The sequence below is a fragment of the Streptomyces sp. NPDC051104 genome, from assembly GCF_040682835.1.
GTDB lineage: Bacteria > Actinomycetota > Actinomycetes > Streptomycetales > Streptomycetaceae > Streptomyces > Streptomyces cynarae.
On the sequence record NZ_JBFBBS010000001.1, the window covers coordinates 79,446 to 95,685 of the forward strand.

Sequence of the window (16,240 nt, forward strand, 5' to 3'; positions counted from 1 at the left end):
GGCGCCGGGTCGCAGCCGCGGGATGCGGGAGCGTGAACCGGAGCCGACGTACCAGTCTGCCAGGACTGGCGCCATCCCCCAAAACCGGGGGCGGAGACCGCGTATTCCCGGGGGAGCTGCGGGCAGTCGTGCCTCCCCCAGAGCCTTGACGGCCTGGGGGGACCCCCAGGGGCGGCGCGGGCGGGCGCTGGGGGTACCCCCTGCTCGAAGAGCTTGGGGGAGGCACCCCGTAAGCGCCGGGTTGCGCGACCCTCCCCGGGCAACGGCACCCCCGGGTGCCCTCAGGACGAGGCCACGACCCCCTTGGCCTCACCCGTGGCCGTCCCCTTCGTCGCCGCCGCAGGAATCGGCTGGTCGTTCTTCAGTGCGGTCCACATCAGCCGGGCCTTGGCCTCGTCCAGCAGGACCCGGTTCGGGTTCACCGGGTCGTACTGGACCGGCATCGTCACCATGTTCATGTGGGAGGAGCTGATGCCCTTCAGCCCCTCGGCGAACGACGCCAGGTCCTTGACGGAGGCCAGGTCGGAGTCGGTGGTGACGGACTTCGTCCCGGTGTCGGCGAGATCGTACAGTTTCTGTGGGCTGGTCAGCACGCCGATGTGCTCGACCTGGCTGACCAGGGCCTTGATGAACGCCTGCTGGAGCTGGATGCGCCCGAGGTCGGAGCCGTCGCCCACGCCGTGCCGGGTGCGGACCAGGCCGAGCGCCTCCTGCCCGCTCAGGGTGTGCGTGCCGGCCTTCAGGTCGAGGTGGCTGCTGCTGTCGTGGATGTCCTTGGTGGTGGTCACCTGGACGCCGCCGAGAGTGTCGATCAGTTTCTCGAAGCCGGCGAAGTCGACCTCGATGTAGTGGTCCATACGGATGCCGGTGATCGACTCGACGGTCTTCACGGCGCAGGTGGCGCCGCCGACGGAGTAGGCCTCGTTGAACATGGAGCCGCGGGCCGCGGCGTGTGTGACGCCCTTGGGGTCGGTGCACGCGGGGCGGTCGACGAGGGTGTCGCGCGGGATGGAGACCACGCTGGCCTGCTTGTGCCCCTTGTACAGGTGCACGATCATCGCCGTGTCCGAACGCCCGGTGCCGTCGTCGGTGCCGCCGCCCAGCTTCTTGTTGGCGCCGGAACGGGTGTCCGAGCCGAGGACCAGGATGTTCTCGGAGCCGTTGTCGACCTTCTGGGGCCGGTCCCCGCCGAGCGCCTGGTTGATGTCGACGCTCTTGATGTTGCCGTTGAGCTTGAAGTACAGGTAGCCGGCGCCGGTGCCGCCGAGCAGCAGGATGCCCGCCGCGCTCCATGCGGTGGCCAGGAGGGCCTTGCGTCCGGCGCTGCGGGGCTTGCGGCGGCGGCCCTTGCCGCCGCGGCGCGGGCCCAGCGTCGTGGCCTCGCCGGCTATGCCGGCGTCCGGCGTGCTCTCGGAAGGCATGTGCTCCTCAGTCCTGGCGGCCTCTCATTGCTCCATGGTCGCTCCGTTCGGTCAGACGGAGAAACTGGAGCAAGAGTTGCACAACGCTGAGTGTCCAGGACGTGACCCGGCAAACACGCTCGGTCACTCCGGGGTCGGCAGCACTGCGTTCACCTGCGGCTTCGCCCGTACAGGGGCCTAGGGGCCGTACCGCCCGCAACCAGTTCCTTGTGGCGTAGATCTCGCCAACGCACAGGGCCGCCCCGTCGTACCCGACGGGACGGCCCTGTGCTGTGACGACCTGCTCAGTCCCCGTTGCCGGGCGCCGGGGTCGTCTTCTGGATCTGCATCAGGAACTCGACGTTCGACTTGGTCTGCTTCATCTTGTCGAGGAGCAGCTCGATCGCCTGCTGCTGGTCGAGCGCGTGCAGCACCCGGCGCAGCTTCCAGACGACGTTGAGCTCCTCGGCGCCGAGCAGGATCTCTTCCTTACGGGTGCCGGACGCGTCCACGTCCACCGCCGGGAAGATGCGCTTGTCGGCAAGCTTCCGGTCGAGCTTGAGCTCCATGTTGCCGGTGCCCTTGAACTCCTCGAAGATCACCTCGTCCATGCGGGACCCGGTGTCCACCAGCGCGGTGGCGAGGATGGTCAGCGAGCCGCCGTCCTCGATGTTGCGGGCCGCACCGAAGAAGCGCTTCGGCGGGTACAGGGCGGTCGAGTCGACACCACCGGACAGGATGCGGCCGGAGGCCGGGGCTGCGAGGTTGTATGCACGGCCCAGACGCGTGATCGAGTCGAGCAGCACGACGACGTCGTGGCCCAGCTCCACCAGGCGCTTGGCGCGCTCGATGGCCAGCTCCGCGACCGTGGTGTGGTCCTCGGCCGGGCGGTCGAAGGTCGAGGAGATGACCTCGCCCTTGACCGACCGCTGCATGTCGGTGACCTCTTCCGGACGCTCGTCGACGAGGACGACCATCAGGTGGCACTCGGGGTTGTTGTGGGTGATCGCGTTGGCGATCGCCTGCATGATCATGGTCTTACCGGTCTTCGGCGGGGCCACGATCAGACCGCGCTGGCCCTTACCGATCGGCGAGACCAGGTCGATGATGCGGGTGGTGAGGACACCGGGGTCCGTCTCCAGGCGGAGGCGGTCCTGCGGGTAGAGCGGGGTCAGCTTGTTGAACTCCGGGCGGCCGCGGCCGTGTTCGGGCGCCATGCCGTTGACGGAGTCCAGGCGGACCAGCGCGTTGAACTTCTCGCGGCGCTCGCCCTCCTTGGGCTGACGGACCGCACCCGTGATGTGGTCACCCTTGCGCAGGCCGTTCTTGCGGACCTGGGCGAGGGAGACGTACACGTCGTTGGGACCGGGCAGGTAGCCCGACGTACGGATGAAGGCGTAGTTGTCGAGGATGTCCAGGATGCCCGCGACGGGGATCAGGACGTCGTCCTCGGCGAGCTGCGGCTCGGCGGCGATGTCGTCGCGGCCACGGCGGCCACGGCGGTCGCGGTAGCGGCCGCGACGGCCTCGGCGGCCGCCGTCGAAGTCGTCGTCGTCCTGCGGACCGGTGTTGCGGTCCTGGCGGCCGCCGCCCTGCTGCTGGCCCTGCTGCTGGCCCTGCTGCTGACGGTCCTGACGGCCGCCGCCCTGGCCCTGCTGCTGGTCGTCGCCCTTGCCGCGGCGGTCGCGGTCACGGCCGCGCTCGCGGCGGTCGCGGCGGCGGCCCTCGCCGCCATCGCCGGCGTCGGCCTTGGCGCCGTCGCCCTGCGGCTGGGTCTGCTGGGGCTGGGTCTCGGCCTTCGGCTCGCTCTGCGCCTCGGCGGCGACCGTCTCGGGGCTGCCGGCCTCGGCGGTGGCGCGGCGCCGGCGGCGCTCGGCCGGGGCGTCGTCACCGGCTCCCTGGCCGGGGATCTCGATCTGCTGCGGGGCCACGGCCTGCTCGGCGGCCTTGTCGGCCTTGGGCTCGGCCGCGGCGGCTTCGTCGCCGGTGCGGGTCCTGGAGGTGGCCCGGCGCTTGGGCTTGGTCTCGGTGGCGGTGTCGGCCTTGGCGGCCGGGGCTCCGCCCCCCGCCTGCGCCTCCTTGATGACCTCGATCAGCTGGCTCTTGCGCATGCGCGCCGTGCCCCTGATGCCGAGGCCGGATGCGACCTGCTGCAGCTCGGCCAGCACCATGCCCTCGAGGCCGGTACCGCGGCGCCGCCGGGACCCGGCACCGGTGGCAGGCGCGGAGGCGTCCGTGGCGGGCGCGGCAGCGGTGTCCTCGACACGTGCGCCCATCAGATCGGTGGTGTCGCTCACGAAGGGTCCTTCCCTGGAGCGGACGTCGGCCTGTCTGGCTCGGCGACCGGTTGTGCTGTCCGGCTTCGGTCCGGTTTGTGTGAACCGTGCCGGTGCGGTGGTCCGCCAAAGCGGCGGAAGAAATTTCTGGTGATTGGCGCTTCCCGAAGCCGTGACACCCGGTTTTGTGTCGCGCGGCTCGGTCACGCCGGTTCCGGAGCGTGCTCTGCAATCCGCTCAGTGTCCGCGTACGACGTATGGCTCAGGTACGTGATACGGAACACAGAGCAGCTTGGGAAGCTCCCGGAAGAATGTTGGTCCCGGACGGGGACACGAAGCACCTCGCCATGGCGGGCTCGGGTGCAGACTTGAGGTTAACACTACCGGATCCAACAAACATTCCCCCTCTCGAAATCCGGCAACCGTGTGTCAGGGCGCAAGCGGCAGCACGCTCGCTCCCTGGCCGTCCAGCTCCAGCCGGTTGGCGGCCCAGCCCTCGCCCGCCAGGTCGGCCACCTTGTCGGCGCTCGCGCCGTCGGCGAGCGCCAGGACCGTGGGGCCGGCGCCGGAGATCACCGCGGGGATGCCGTCCGCCCGCAGCCGCTCCACCAGTGCGGCGCTCTCCGGCATCGCCGGGGCGCGGTACTCCTGGTGGAGGCGGTCCTCGGTGGCGGGCAGCAGCAGTTCGGGGCGCCTGGTCAGTGCCTCGACGAGCAGGGCGGCGCGGCCCGCGTTGGTGGCGGCGTCGACGTGCGGCACGGTGCGCGGGAGCAGTCCGCGCGCGGCCGCGGTCAGAACCGGCTTCCCGGGGACGAAAACCACCGGAACGATGGAATCGGCGGGGTCCATGCGGATCGCACGTGCGGCGCCGCGCTCCATCCAGGACAGCGTGAAGCCGCCGAGGAGGCAGGCCGCGACGTTGTCGGGGTGGCCCTCGATCTCGGTGGCGAGCTCCAGCAGCGCGGTGTCGTCGAGCCGGCTGTCGCCGCCTATGGTCACGGCGCGGGCGGCGACGATGCCGGCGCAGATGGCGGCGGAGGAGGAGCCGAGGCCCCGGCCGTGCGGGATGCGGTTGGCGCAGACGATCTCCAGGCCGCGCGGCTGCCCGCCCAGCGAGTCGAAGGCGGCGCGCAGGGACCGTACGAGGAGATGGCTCTCGTCCCGCGGGAGGGTCTCGCTGCCCTCGCCCGCGATGTCGATGTGCAGCCCGGAATCGGCCACCCGGACGACCACGTCGTCGTAGAGCCCCAGCGCGAGCCCGAGGGCGTCGAAGCCCGGACCGAGGTTGGCGCTGGTGGCGGGGACGCGCACCCGGACGGCGGCGGCGCGGAACGCTGGACCGGCCATCGCTCGTTGACTCTCCTTGAGCTGCGTGATCGTCGAATGACATTCGATGACGTACGGAAGACCCGAAGGCCGCGAAGGCGGCGCGGCACCACGGCACATGCGGCTGCGGCATATGCGGCGGGCGGGTTCAGTACAGCCTATCGAAGGAAGGTTCTGTGGCGACATAGGGCGCACAGGAGGCGCACGATGCGTGTCGTACCGCCCCTGTGCCCCCTCTGTCGGGTGCCCGTAGGGGTTATCCCCCCGGAAGGGCCTGGTTACGCGAGGCCGAGCCGCTCGGCAGCGGTCGCCGCGTCGACCGGGACGGTGACCGGCTGCGGGGCGCCCGCGACGGCCCAGTCGGGGTCCTTGAGGCCGTTGCCGGTGACGGTGCACACGATCCGCTGCCCGGGGTCGACCTTGCCCCGCTCGGCCGCCTTCAGCAGCCCGGCGACGGACGCGGCGGACGCGGGCTCCACGAAGACGCCCTCCTGCGCGGCCAACAGCCGGTAGGCGCGCAGGATTTCACGGTCCGTCACCTCGTCGATGAACCCGCCCGATTCGTCCCGCGCCTCGAGGGCGTACTTCCAGGACGCCGGGTTGCCGATACGGATGGCGGTGGCGATGGTCGAGGGGTCCTTGACGACCTCGCCGCGCACGATCGGGGCGGAGCCGGACGCCTGGAAGCCCCACATGCGCGGGGTGCGCTCGGCGACGCCGTCGGCGGCGTACTCCTTGTAGCCCTTCCAGTAGGCCGTGATGTTGCCCGCGTTGCCGACCGGCAGGACGTGGATGTCCGGGGCGTCGCCGAGCATGTCCACGATCTCGAAGGACGCCGTCTTCTGACCCTCGATACGTACCGGGTTGACCGAATTGACCAGCGCCACGGGGTAGTTGTCGCTGAGCGCCCGGGCGAGGGTGAGGCAGTCGTCGAAGTTGCCGTCGACCTGGAGGATCTTCGCCCCGTGCACCAGGGCCTGGCCCATCTTGCCGAGCGCGATCTTGCCCTGCGGCACGAGCACGGCGGAAACCATCCCGGCCCGTACGGCGTAGGCGGCGGCAGAGGCGGACGTATTGCCCGTGGAGGCGCAGATGACGGCCTTCGCCCCCTCCTCCTTGGCCTTGGAGATGGCCATGGTCATACCGCGGTCCTTGAAGGACCCGGTGGGGTTGGCACCCTCCACCTTGAGATGGACGTCACACCCGGTGCGCTCGGAGAGCACCTGCGCGGGCACGAGCGGCGTACCGCCCTCGCGGAGCGTGACGACCGGCGTGCTGTCGGACACCGGCAGCCGGTCCCGGTACTCCTCGATGATTCCGCGCCACTGGTGGGTCATTGCTGGTTACTCTCCTTCAACCCGCATGATGCTGGCGACACCCCGCACGGTGTCGAGCTTGCGCAGCGCCTCGACGGTCCCGCTGAGCGAGGCGTCGGACGCTCGGTGGGTGACGACGACGAGGGACGCCTCGCCGCCCTCCCGTCGCCCGCCACCACCCTGATCGACGGCGACTGCGTCGCCGCTGCTTTGACTTCTGCCCTGCTGACGAACCGTATCGATCGAGACGTCGTGCTCGGCGAAGACGGTGGCGACCTGGGCGAGAACACCCGGTTTGTCGGCGACGTCGAGGCTGATGTGGTACCGGGTGACGACATCGCCCATGGGCGACACGGGCAGGGCGGCGTACGCGGACTCCCCGGGCCCGGTGGCGCCGCTGAGCCGGTTGCGGCACACGGCGACGAGATCACCGAGTACGGCGGAGGCGGTCGGCGCACCACCGGCACCCGGACCGTAGAACATGAGCTGACCGGCGGCGTCGGACTCCACGAACACGGCGTTGTACGCGCCGCGCACGGAGGCGAGCGGGTGGGTCAGCGGAATCATGGCGGGGTGCACGCGCGCGGTGACCGAGCCCCCGTCGGCGGCCCGCTCACAGATGGCGAGCAGCTTGATGGTGCAGCCCATCTGCTTGGCGGAGGCGAAGTCGGCCGCGGTGACCTCGGTCATGCCCTCGCGGTGGACGTCGTCGAGACGCACGCGCGTGTGGAAGGCGATCCCGGCGAGGATGGCGGCCTTGGCGGCCGCGTCGAAACCCTCGACGTCGGCGGTGGGGTCGGCCTCCGCGTATCCCAGGGCGGTGGCCTCGTCGAGGGCCTCCTGGTACCCGGCGCCGGTCGAGTCCATCTTGTCGAGGATGAAGTTGGTCGTCCCGTTGACGATGCCGAGCACCCGGTTGACCTTGTCGCCGGCCAGGGACTCGCGCAGCGGCCGGATCAGCGGGATGGCCCCGGCGACGGCGGCCTCGTAGTACAGGTCCCTGCCGTGCTCCTCGGCGACCGCGTGGAGGGCGGCCCCGCCCTGGGCGAGGAGGGCCTTGTTGGCGGAGACGACGGAGGCGCCGTGCTCGAAGGCGGTGGTGATGAGGGTACGAGCCGGCTCGATGCCGCCGATCACCTCGACGACGACGTCGATGTCCCCCCGTTTGACGAGGGCGGTGGCGTCGGTGGTGACGAGGGCGGGGTCGATGCCCTCCCGGACCTTGGAGGGCCGCCGCACGGCCACGCCCGCGAGCTCCACGGGCGCGCCGATCCGGGCGGCGAGGTCGTCGGCGTGCGTCGTCATGATGCGCGCCACCTCTGAGCCGACAACCCCACAGCCCAGCAGCGCCACCTTCAGCGGACGCGTACGCATCATCCGACCTCGTTTCCTCATGCGGTCTACGGTTGGACCAGTCTCACTCACCGGACGGGAGTTTCTGCCCTTGGTCCGGATTGTGAGACGTTTATTTCATTTTGTCAGCGGCGCACGACCGGAAGATCTTCCGCCGTCTGCCGGTCGGTTGGCTCACCCGACGTCGAGACGCAGCAGGTCGTCCTCCGTCTCACGGCGGACGATGACCCGGGCGTCCGAGTCGCTCACGGCGACGACGGGCGGGCGGAGCGCGTGGTTGTAGTTGCTGGCCATGGAGCGGCAGTAGGCGCCGGTGGCAGGTACGGCGATGAGGTCACCGGGCGCGAGATCGGCGGGCAGGAAGGCGTCCCGCACCACGATGTCCCCGCTCTCGCAGTGCTTGCCGACGATGCGGACCAGCATCGGCTCCGCGTCCGAGGTGCGCGAGGCGAGACAGACGCTGTACTCGGCGTCGTAGAGCGCGGTGCGGATGTTGTCGGACATGCCGCCGTCGACGGAGACGTACGTACGCAGCCCCTGGAGCGGCTTGATGGTGCCGACCTCGTAGAGGGTGAAGGCGGTCGGCCCGACGATGGCACGGCCCGGCTCGACGGAGATACGGGGCGTGCGGAGGCGGGCGCCCTCACACTCGCGCGAAACGATCTCCGTCAGGGCCTTGGCGATCTCATGGGGCTCACGGGGGTCGTCGTCGCTGGTGTAGGCGATGCCGAGGCCGCCGCCGAGGTCGATCTCGGGCAGCTCGACGCCGTGCTCGTCCCGAATGTCCTTGAGAAGACCCACAACCCGGTGGGCGGCGACCTCGAACCCGGACATGTCGAAGATCTGGGACCCGATGTGACTGTGGATCCCGATGAGCTCGAGCCCGTCGAGCTGGAGGGCACGGCGTACGGCTTCGGCGGCCCGCCCGTCGGCGAGCGGGATGCCGAACTTCTGATCCTCGTGGGCGGTGGCGATGAACTCGTGGGTGTGCGCCTCCACACCGACGGTCACGCGGATCTGGACGCGCTGCCGCTTGCCCAGGGACGAGGCGATGTGCGCGACCCGCACGATCTCCTGGAAGGAATCGAGGACGATCCGCCCGACACCGGCTTCGACGGCCTTGGTGATCTCCTCGACGGACTTGTTGTTGCCGTGGAAGGCGATGCGGTCGGCGGGCATACCGCCGGCCAGAGCGGTGGAGAGCTCACCACCGGAACAGACGTCGAGGTTGAGCCCTTCTTCGTACAGCCAGCGCACGACGGCGCGGGACAGGAACGCCTTCCCGGCGTAGAACACGTCGGCGTCCGGCCCGAAGGCGGTACGCCACGCGCGGGCGCGGGTCCGGAAGTCGGCCTCGTCGATGAAGTAGGCCGGGGTGCCGAACCGCTCGGCGAGCGTCTTGACGTCGATGCCGCCGACGGTGACGACACCTTGCGCGTCACGGGTGACGGTCTGCGCCCACACCTTGGGGTCGAGTGCGTTGAGGTCGGCGGGCGGGGCGGAGTAGTGCCCCTCGGGCAGGACGTCGGCGTGGCGGGGCCCGGCGGGGTGCGCGGAACGACTCATGACTGGTCTGGCTCTCTCACAGGTAATCGGGTGCACTGATACCGAGCAGGGACAGGCCGCCGGCCAGCACCGTCCCGGCGGCTTCGGCGAGAGCGAGCCGGGCGCGGTGGGCGGCCGAGGGTTTTTCCTCGCCGAGCGGAAGAACGGTGTGCTGAAAGGCGAGCAGTCCGTCGGCGACGGCGACGAGGTGCCGGGCGAGCCGATCGGGCGCACGATGGGCGGCCGCCTGGGCGAGAGCGGTGGGGTACTCGGCGAGGGCGCGGGTGAGGGAGGCGGCGGTCGCCTCCGGTACGTCACCCGGGACGGCCTCGTATCCGAGTCGAGCGGCGTTACGACCGAGGGCGCGGGCGCGGGAGTGGGCGTAGCGAACGCGGAAGAGAGGGTTGCTCTCGCGCTGGAGCAGGTGGTCGGCGGTGATGCGGGGCCGGTCGTGGGCGGCGGGGTGGAGGAGGGCCCAGCGAGCGGCGTCGGGGCCGAGAGGGGTGGGGTCCTCGGGCGCGGGGACGGGGCGCAGGTCGACGGGTTCGCCGGGACGGGCGTGATCGATCTCGGCGCGTCCGCCCTGGGTCGCGATGATCCGGACGAGGGTGTCGGCCACGACTTCGGCGCGGATGTCGTAGGGGATGCGGAGCGGGACGAGGTGGCCGTCGAGGGCCTGACCGTGCCCGTAGTCGTTCTCGAGGTGGTCACCGCGGTCGAGGATCTCGCGGACAAGGGCGGCGGTGGCGGCGCCCTGATCGAGGTGGATGTTGAGGAACCCGGGCCCGGTGATCTCGACATCGGCGACGCCGACGGTGTCACGGAGGTGGGGCCGGAGAATCTCGGCGACCTGAAGGGCCGGACGCCCGGCGGGGCGGGCCAGCTGAAGGGCGATGTTGGTGGCGTAGTCACCACGACCGCCGGGCCCGGGCGGAGTGACCACGGCACGTGCCGGCAGGGGCACGCTGAGTTCCCCCACGTCAACGGCACGACGCACCGCGCGCAGCACGGTGCGGGACAGCTCGACGGGGGTCACGGGGACAAGGGTAGGGGAGGAGGGGGGTGGGTAGGCGAGTTGGTTTCCGCTGGGGTCCGGGATGTGGACGGGGGCGGGGGTGCGGGGCTGCACTTGGGCGTTGGGGTGCCCGGCGGGGCGTGGGTGGCGGCTCGGTTGCCTGGTGGGGCGTGCGGGTGGCTGTGGGTGCCCGGGGGCGGCGTGGGTGGTGGCTTGCTTGCCTGGCGGGGCATGCGGGTGGCTTGCGGTTGCCCGGCGGGGCGTGCGGGGAGGGGTTGCCTCAACCGCCCGGCTGGCCGGCGTGGGGTGCGTGGCCGGCGGGCTCGACGCGATCGGCGGCCCCGGCGGCACCCGAGTCGGGGGTGCCGTCGAGCTCTCCAGCGTCTTCGACGTGCGCACCGGCCCCGCCGACGTGCTGAATCCCACCGATCTGGTGCTGCCGGCCGATCTGGTGGTGCTGGTGCTGGCCGATCTGGTGCTGGGGGTGCTGGTGCTGCCGACCGACCTGAGGACCGCGCTCGATCAAGTCCTTCACGAGCTGGACGAGTTCGGACGGCTCGAAGGGCTTGGCGAGAAAGGCGTCGACGCCGACATCGAGGCCGCTCTCGACCTCCGACTGCGTACAGGCGCTGATGATGGCGAGAGGCAGCTTCCGGGTCCGGGGATCGGCACGAAGCCGCGCTGCCGTCCGCAACCCGTCGAGCCGAGGCATGACGACGTCCAGGGTGACGACATCGGGCCGCACCTGATGCACGATGTCCAGACACTCGGCACCGTCGGCGGCGGTCACGACCTCGAGACCCTCCAGCTCGAGGTTGACCCTGATCAGCTGCCGGATGACCTTGTTGTCGTCCACAACAAGCACCCGGCCGGACGCGCCTGGCACAACTCGAGAGTAGGTCGCCCCAGGGGGCCGCGTCCGGCTTTTCCCCACTTCCGCCCCGTCCGGGCGAGCCGCGGCGACGGAGCCCCCGGGAAACCGTTCATGACCACCACGAAGGAGCTGGTAGGGTTCTACCCGTCAGCGCAACAGCGCGGGACACGCCCCCGTAGCTCAGGGGATAGAGCAACGGCCTCCGGAGCCGTGTGCGCAGGTTCGAATCCTGCCGGGGGCACCCTGTATGAGGTGCCCAGAGACCCCGTCACCAGCGGAAACGCTGAGGCCGGGGTCTTCGTGTTTGTGCAGGCGTATGCCGCCCGGAGCGGGCGTATGTCGGGGTCTGTGGACGAGCTGTGGACGGGATCTTGAGGCGTCGTCGCAGGTGGGCGCCAAAGTCGGGCAGGGGCTGGCCGCCCCAGCCCCTGACCTCCAAGGACCGCTCGCGGGACCTCAACAACACCGCACCTGCGCCGCATCGGAGGGCGCTGAGCCGGGAAATGCCAGCCGCCTACCGTCCTCTAGGACACCACTGAAGCGGCAAAGCTACGCAGGTTCTTCAGAAAGCTGGCTCTTGAAGTTCGAGCAAGACGTAGCTTCGGTGCTCGCGCCCACCTGGTGATCGCGCCGTTAGAACATGTAGATCTGCCACTACCTGCCGCTCTGCATAGGCCGCGAGGAGACCGGTCACATCTTCTTTTGGTGTGCGGACGACTACGACGCCCCTACCCTCAACTTCAAGCTCGATTACTCCGCGTAGCTTGCTGCCTCCGACCACTGTGCCAACGAGGCGATCGTTGGTGTCTTCGACCTGCGCCGCCCTCAGGGCTTGTCGGCAGCGGTCAGCGCTCTCCGAGCTCAGAGAAGATGTGCGGCGGGACGTTGCTTTCGACTCCCAGGTCAGGGTTACGTTGGTCCCGGTAGACGCGAGAACGTCCGACAGCTCCGACAGATGGCTGATCACTCGCCGACCCAATGGCAATGCAGCATCGAGGACAGCGTCCTCAGCATCGACACCAGAGCTTGCTCGGTCAGCCACATCAAAGATCCGGTTGATCGCTCTGTCTAGGAGCACGTCAGAACCAGTGCCCGGCAGCTCTCCCTGTTCGAGGTCAGGAGCCCCCTCCAAGACCATGCCGTACGAGGATGCGAAGACCGGGCCAGAGAACAGCCTGGTCATCCGTTGAATCTCTTTGGGTACGGGTCCCGAGTCCCTTGTCGGACGGAGGTCATCCAGTGCGTAGGCCACAGACTGGACCGCAGCCTGGAAGGCCCGGAGCCAGTCGCCTAGGACAGCCGACTCGATGCGATGACTACGCACCGCATCGCCATCGAGGGCAAACCTCAGGACAGGCCGCTCCTGGCGCTCGTGAGACTCTGTTTCCGTGCCACTCTCCATGGACCTGGCAAGCCGCTTGAGCTGGACAGACCGTAGTTCAGCCATCGTGCGAGGGGCCGGCTTCTCAGCAGACTCAGACCGCCTAGCCGCCAGCCAGGCACGCAGGGCGTTCTTGTCTGTGGCGTCAGGCAAGCTGTGAGGCGTGCTCATAGCGATACCTCCACGTAGCCCCTGCGCTGGTTAGCGCCCGCGCGGCAACGCTGCCAGATTTCGTCGTACAGACCAAGCATCTGGAAGACTTCGCTGTCCCCGGCTGCCATCGCTCCAACCAACCCCAGATCCTGGAAGTCCACAGTGGCAGGCAGACTCAGGATGTAGGCGTCGACGCGCATGCCGTGCTTCACGCACCACTCCCGATCACTGAGGTTGGCCAGGTCAGCGATGTCGTCTGCCTCGGTGACTGCCCCGTAGACGTCTGCGTCAATCAGATAGGCAAGGTCCACATCGCTGGGGTCCAGTTTGCCGCTTACGAAGCTACCTGCCAGCCATATACGTCTCACTCCTCCGAACAAGCATTCAACCGCTGCCCTATGCGCCTGCAGCTCGGCCCACAGCCCAGGACGAGTGCTCGAATCTCGGAAGGGTTCTCCCCGCACCAAGGTGTTTTCAACTTCCTCCCACGTGATGGGGTAGCGACCGGGAGGCGGACACAGAGTGTCCGGGTCGAAAGGCGGTAGTGGAGGCATGCAGCTCCTGGCATGATCGGAGTAGTTCACGCACTCTACGTGACGAAGCACTCACGCATCAGGCGCTCGCCAAAAACTCCCCCGCGGACGAGCTATGGGCCGAGTCTGGCCCCTAGTCACAGGTGCGCCGGGAAGCAGCAGGGCCCCTGGACGGTTCCAGGGGGCCCTGAGCAACGGGCAGTGAACCTCACTCGTACTCGCGAAGCAGGTCCTCGATCCGCCGGTTGGCGACGTCCTGCCGTCCGTCGAGGCACTTCGCGTAGCGGGTCAGCAGGACCTCAACGCTGTTGCCGGCGCGCTCGGCAACCTCGGTGGGATCCACTCCGGCGTTGAGCCACGTCGACAGCGCCGAGTGCCGAAGGTCGTACGGCCTACTTGCGAGCGGCGAAGCTGCGACGGCCGGCGGGAGGGCGAGGAGCCGAGCCTCTTGCCACACGCGGTAGTAGGTCGAGGACGGGACGACCGAGCCCTTCTCGCTGAAGAAGAGTCGCCCGTCTTCCGCCGTGCCGAACGTGGCCAGGTGATCGCGCAGCACGGTGACGAGCTGGGGCGGGATGGGCACGGGCCGAACGTCCTCGGCCGGCCGATTCTTGAGTCCGCGGTCGTCGTGCGTCTCCCCCGAGTCGGTCCACTGCTTGCCGACCGAAGGACGGGTCCGGTGGAGCAGTGCCGATCCCCAGCCCTGCTTGGGGAGGACGAGGTCAGTCTCGACCAGGCCAACCGCCTCAGCAGGCCGGAGGCCACCGAAGTACATCGCTGCGAACAGCCCGACGAGACGACGGCCGCGAGCACGCCGGTAGCCGCCCACATAGGAGACTGCCGCCAGGAGATTGCGGGCCTGCTCCGGATTGGCGACAACCCGCGGATCTACCTGGTTCGAGACCTTGGGCTTCTGCCAGCGGACCGCCGTGATCGGATTCTCACGAAGCTCCCCCAGGTCGACCGCATAGTTCGCAGCGTTGACGAGGGTCCGCCGCTTCCGCCGCACAGTCTCAGCCGCTGCCGCGGTGCCGTCGAGCTTCAGCTTCAGCCCATCGAGCACCGCACGGGCCGTTGCGGGTTCAGTGAGATCCGCAAGCGGTCGGGAGGCCTTTGCCACCCAGTGCAGAACGTTCCGGACATTGTCCGGGACTTCACGGTCGTCGGGCCCTGGCAGCACGAAGGCCCAGTTGCGTAAGGCCTTGCGGATCTCCTCATCGGACGGCCGTCCTGCGCGCTCTACGAGCAGTTCCATGGTGACGCTCGTGAGAGATTCGTTGATGCCGTCTCGCGTATTGGGCGCAGCGTGGGGCCACTTCATCGCGAGGTACCTGAGGGCGAAGTCGTACCAGGACAACGGCGACTTTTTCTGTTCCATAGAGTCCGGAAGTCCAGTCTCCGTGTCGAACTCTTCGCCGTCCCGCATGGCGCGCATGAGCTTCGTTCGGTAGTGATCAGCGAGCGCCTTGGTACGGAACGAGTCCGAGAAGACGTTGCCCGCGACGGACCAGCGGACGCCGCACGAGGGTGTCTTGGTGTCCCGCTTGCGTACACCCCAGACCTTGACGTCGAGAGACTTCATGCCGCCTCCTCCAACTGCCGAAGCCACGACGTGAAATCACTGCGCCAGACCCGAAGCTCACCATTGGCAGCTTGAATGCGGCCGGCCCCTGTCCCAGCTCGCGCCAGCGGTAGAACGTCCGTCGAGAGACGCCGCCCAGCTCGGCCAGGACTTGGCGAACGGTCATCAGTTCGTCGTGGCGGACGTCCATGTCGGCTCTCCTTCCGTTCCGGGAGCGGGTTCGAGGGATTCGGCAAGCCAGGCTTCGGCGCTCGACAGGCCGGTACCGGCGAAGACCCAGTGGGCGAGGACGAGCGTGGTTTCGCCGTCCTGCGGGACGGGCGGGGCAGCTTGGGCCCGGCGCCAGTCGGCGCGTGCGTCACGGAGTGCGCCGAGGGTGGTGGAGTAGCGGCGGGACTTCGTGGAGAAGTGACCGCGGAAGCCGAGCATGTGGGCCCATGCCCTCAGGCGGAGGTCTGCCAGCTCGGGGCGTGCGCCGAGGGTCCAGGCAGTGCGGATCATGCGCCGGGCGTGTTCGCTGATTCGGGCCTGGGCCAGCTCGGCGAGGAACCTGATCGGACGGTCCAGGGTGCCGGTGGCTGTCTCGGCGCCCTTGGTGGCGTACTTGGCGATGTACGCCGCTACGGCCCGCTCGGTCAGCTCCTGGCCGCCGTCGAAGTCGGCGGAGCGGATCGTGCGCACGTCGAGTTGACGGCCGAAGACGAACGTATGCGCCTGATCGTTGATCACCGGTCCGTCGACGCGCGCGGCGGTGGCAGCGGCCCGGATGGCGTCCGTCAGCAGCCCGGCCGTGGCCCAGACCGGGGGCGGGGAGTCGCCGCCGTCGGGACCGTCGAGGCGGATGACGGCATGGAAGTGGACGGCGCCGCGCTTCTGGTACTCGGCCACCTTCGCGAAGGAAACCCGGGCGTGATCGCGGAAAGCTCGCTGAGTGAGCCCGGCGCGCTTGGCGACCTCACGGCGGAGGTAGATCGAGAAGCGCCGCCAGAGCGCACCGGCGTGCGCGTTCCACAGCACGGCCGCTTCGTAGTCGTACGTCTCCGGGTCCAGGGGCGTGCCCAGGACAGCGTCTCCCTCGTCGTGCCGGATGCCGCAGCGGCAGTCCCGGCCACCGGAGGGGCGGTTGTGGACCGGGCCGAAGCTCGGAGCGGTGAAAGTCGCAAAGACACGCGGGTGCGTGGCGACCCGTTCGGGGGTGCCCTTGCCGCCGCGGAGTCCGGCGGTGATCAGGTGGTAAGTGTCACGGCGGTACGTATCGGCGCAGGCCGCGCAGCGGGTTGCGCGGCGGTTGTTGCAGCGGACGAGGAGCTGTCCGGCGGGGAGGGTGGCCGAGTCGAGGTGGTGCAGGACGCGGCCGATCTCGCCGGTCGTCTGGTCCACCGCGTATTCGGTGCGGTGGCCGTCGAGGCGGACAGGTCGGGTGCAGCCGCCCAGACCGGACAGTTGGCGAGCCAGCTCGGGCATGGTGCCGAGTGAGGCCAGCATG

The 16,240-nt window shown here is 69.3% G+C and carries 11 protein-coding genes, 1 tRNA gene and 2 pseudogenes; 1 reads left to right on the forward strand and 13 read right to left on the reverse strand.

Going from position 1 to position 16,240, the window contains the following annotated elements; translation table 11 throughout:
* Positions 1 to 281: 281 nt before the first annotated feature.
* From AB0N14_RS00395 to AB0N14_RS00430, 8 genes and pseudogenes are all read right to left on the reverse strand, one after another.
* A complete protein-coding gene (locus AB0N14_RS00395) occupies positions 282 to 1,421 on the reverse strand; it encodes an LCP family protein (RefSeq protein ID WP_366023525.1) in 1,140 nt (379 codons plus the stop codon).
* A gap of 284 nt (positions 1,422 to 1,705) precedes the next feature.
* Positions 1,706 to 3,697 carry a transcription termination factor Rho gene (rho, locus tag AB0N14_RS00400; RefSeq protein ID WP_366023526.1) on the reverse strand — a complete coding sequence of 664 codons (1,992 nt, stop codon included), beginning with the start codon at positions 3,695 to 3,697 and terminating at the stop codon, positions 1,706 to 1,708.
* Between the two features lie 408 nt (positions 3,698 to 4,105).
* On the reverse strand, positions 4,106 to 5,023 hold the full coding sequence (gene thrB, locus AB0N14_RS00405; protein ID WP_366023527.1) for a homoserine kinase: 918 nt from the start codon (positions 5,021 to 5,023) through the stop codon (positions 4,106 to 4,108).
* Between the two features lie 257 nt (positions 5,024 to 5,280).
* Entirely contained in the window at positions 5,281 to 6,339 is a 1,059-nt protein-coding gene (thrC, locus tag AB0N14_RS00410) for a threonine synthase (protein ID WP_366023528.1), read from the reverse strand.
* Positions 6,340 to 6,345: 6 nt separating this feature from the next.
* A complete protein-coding gene (locus AB0N14_RS00415; RefSeq protein WP_366023529.1) occupies positions 6,346 to 7,695 on the reverse strand; it encodes a homoserine dehydrogenase in 1,350 nt (449 codons plus the stop codon).
* 150 nt (positions 7,696 to 7,845) lie between these two features.
* Complete coding sequence (gene lysA / locus AB0N14_RS00420; RefSeq protein ID WP_366023530.1) at positions 7,846 to 9,237, reverse strand: diaminopimelate decarboxylase; 1,392 nt, start codon at positions 9,235 to 9,237, stop codon at positions 7,846 to 7,848.
* 16 nt (positions 9,238 to 9,253) lie between these two features.
* Positions 9,254 to 10,252: an ArgS-related anticodon-binding protein NrtL gene (gene nrtL, locus AB0N14_RS00425; protein WP_366023531.1), complete on the reverse strand. Its 999-nt coding sequence runs from the start codon at positions 10,250 to 10,252 to the stop codon at positions 9,254 to 9,256.
* 490 nt (positions 10,253 to 10,742) lie between these two features.
* Positions 10,743 to 11,165: pseudogene (locus AB0N14_RS00430) on the reverse strand (response regulator); the annotation flags it as partial.
* A gap of 109 nt (positions 11,166 to 11,274) precedes the next feature.
* Here AB0N14_RS00430 and AB0N14_RS00435 point away from each other — a divergent pair.
* Positions 11,275 to 11,346: transfer RNA gene (locus AB0N14_RS00435), tRNA-Arg, on the forward strand.
* Positions 11,347 to 11,667: 321 nt separating this feature from the next.
* On the opposite strand, the gene AB0N14_RS00440 is transcribed toward AB0N14_RS00435, so the two are convergent.
* From AB0N14_RS00440 to AB0N14_RS00460, 5 genes and pseudogenes are all read right to left on the reverse strand, one after another.
* Positions 11,668 to 12,657, reverse strand: coding sequence for a hypothetical protein (locus tag AB0N14_RS00440; RefSeq protein ID WP_366023532.1), 990 nt, complete (start codon positions 12,655 to 12,657; stop codon positions 11,668 to 11,670).
* On the reverse strand, positions 12,654 to 12,950 hold the full coding sequence (locus AB0N14_RS00445) for a hypothetical protein (protein WP_366023533.1): 297 nt from the start codon (positions 12,948 to 12,950) through the stop codon (positions 12,654 to 12,656). Before AB0N14_RS00445 ends, AB0N14_RS00440 begins: the two co-directional genes overlap by 4 nt.
* Positions 12,951 to 13,380: 430 nt before the next feature.
* A complete protein-coding gene (locus AB0N14_RS00450) occupies positions 13,381 to 14,754 on the reverse strand; it encodes a site-specific integrase (protein ID WP_366023534.1) in 1,374 nt (457 codons plus the stop codon).
* Positions 14,751 to 14,920 (reverse strand): annotated as a pseudogene (locus tag AB0N14_RS00455) (helix-turn-helix domain-containing protein). Before AB0N14_RS00455 ends, AB0N14_RS00450 begins: the two are co-directional and overlap by 4 nt.
* On the reverse strand, positions 14,920 to 16,239 hold the full coding sequence (locus AB0N14_RS00460) for a replication initiator (protein ID WP_366023535.1): 1,320 nt from the start codon (positions 16,237 to 16,239) through the stop codon (positions 14,920 to 14,922). Before AB0N14_RS00460 ends, AB0N14_RS00455 begins: the two are co-directional and overlap by 1 nt.
* Position 16,240: the final 1 nt, after the last annotated feature.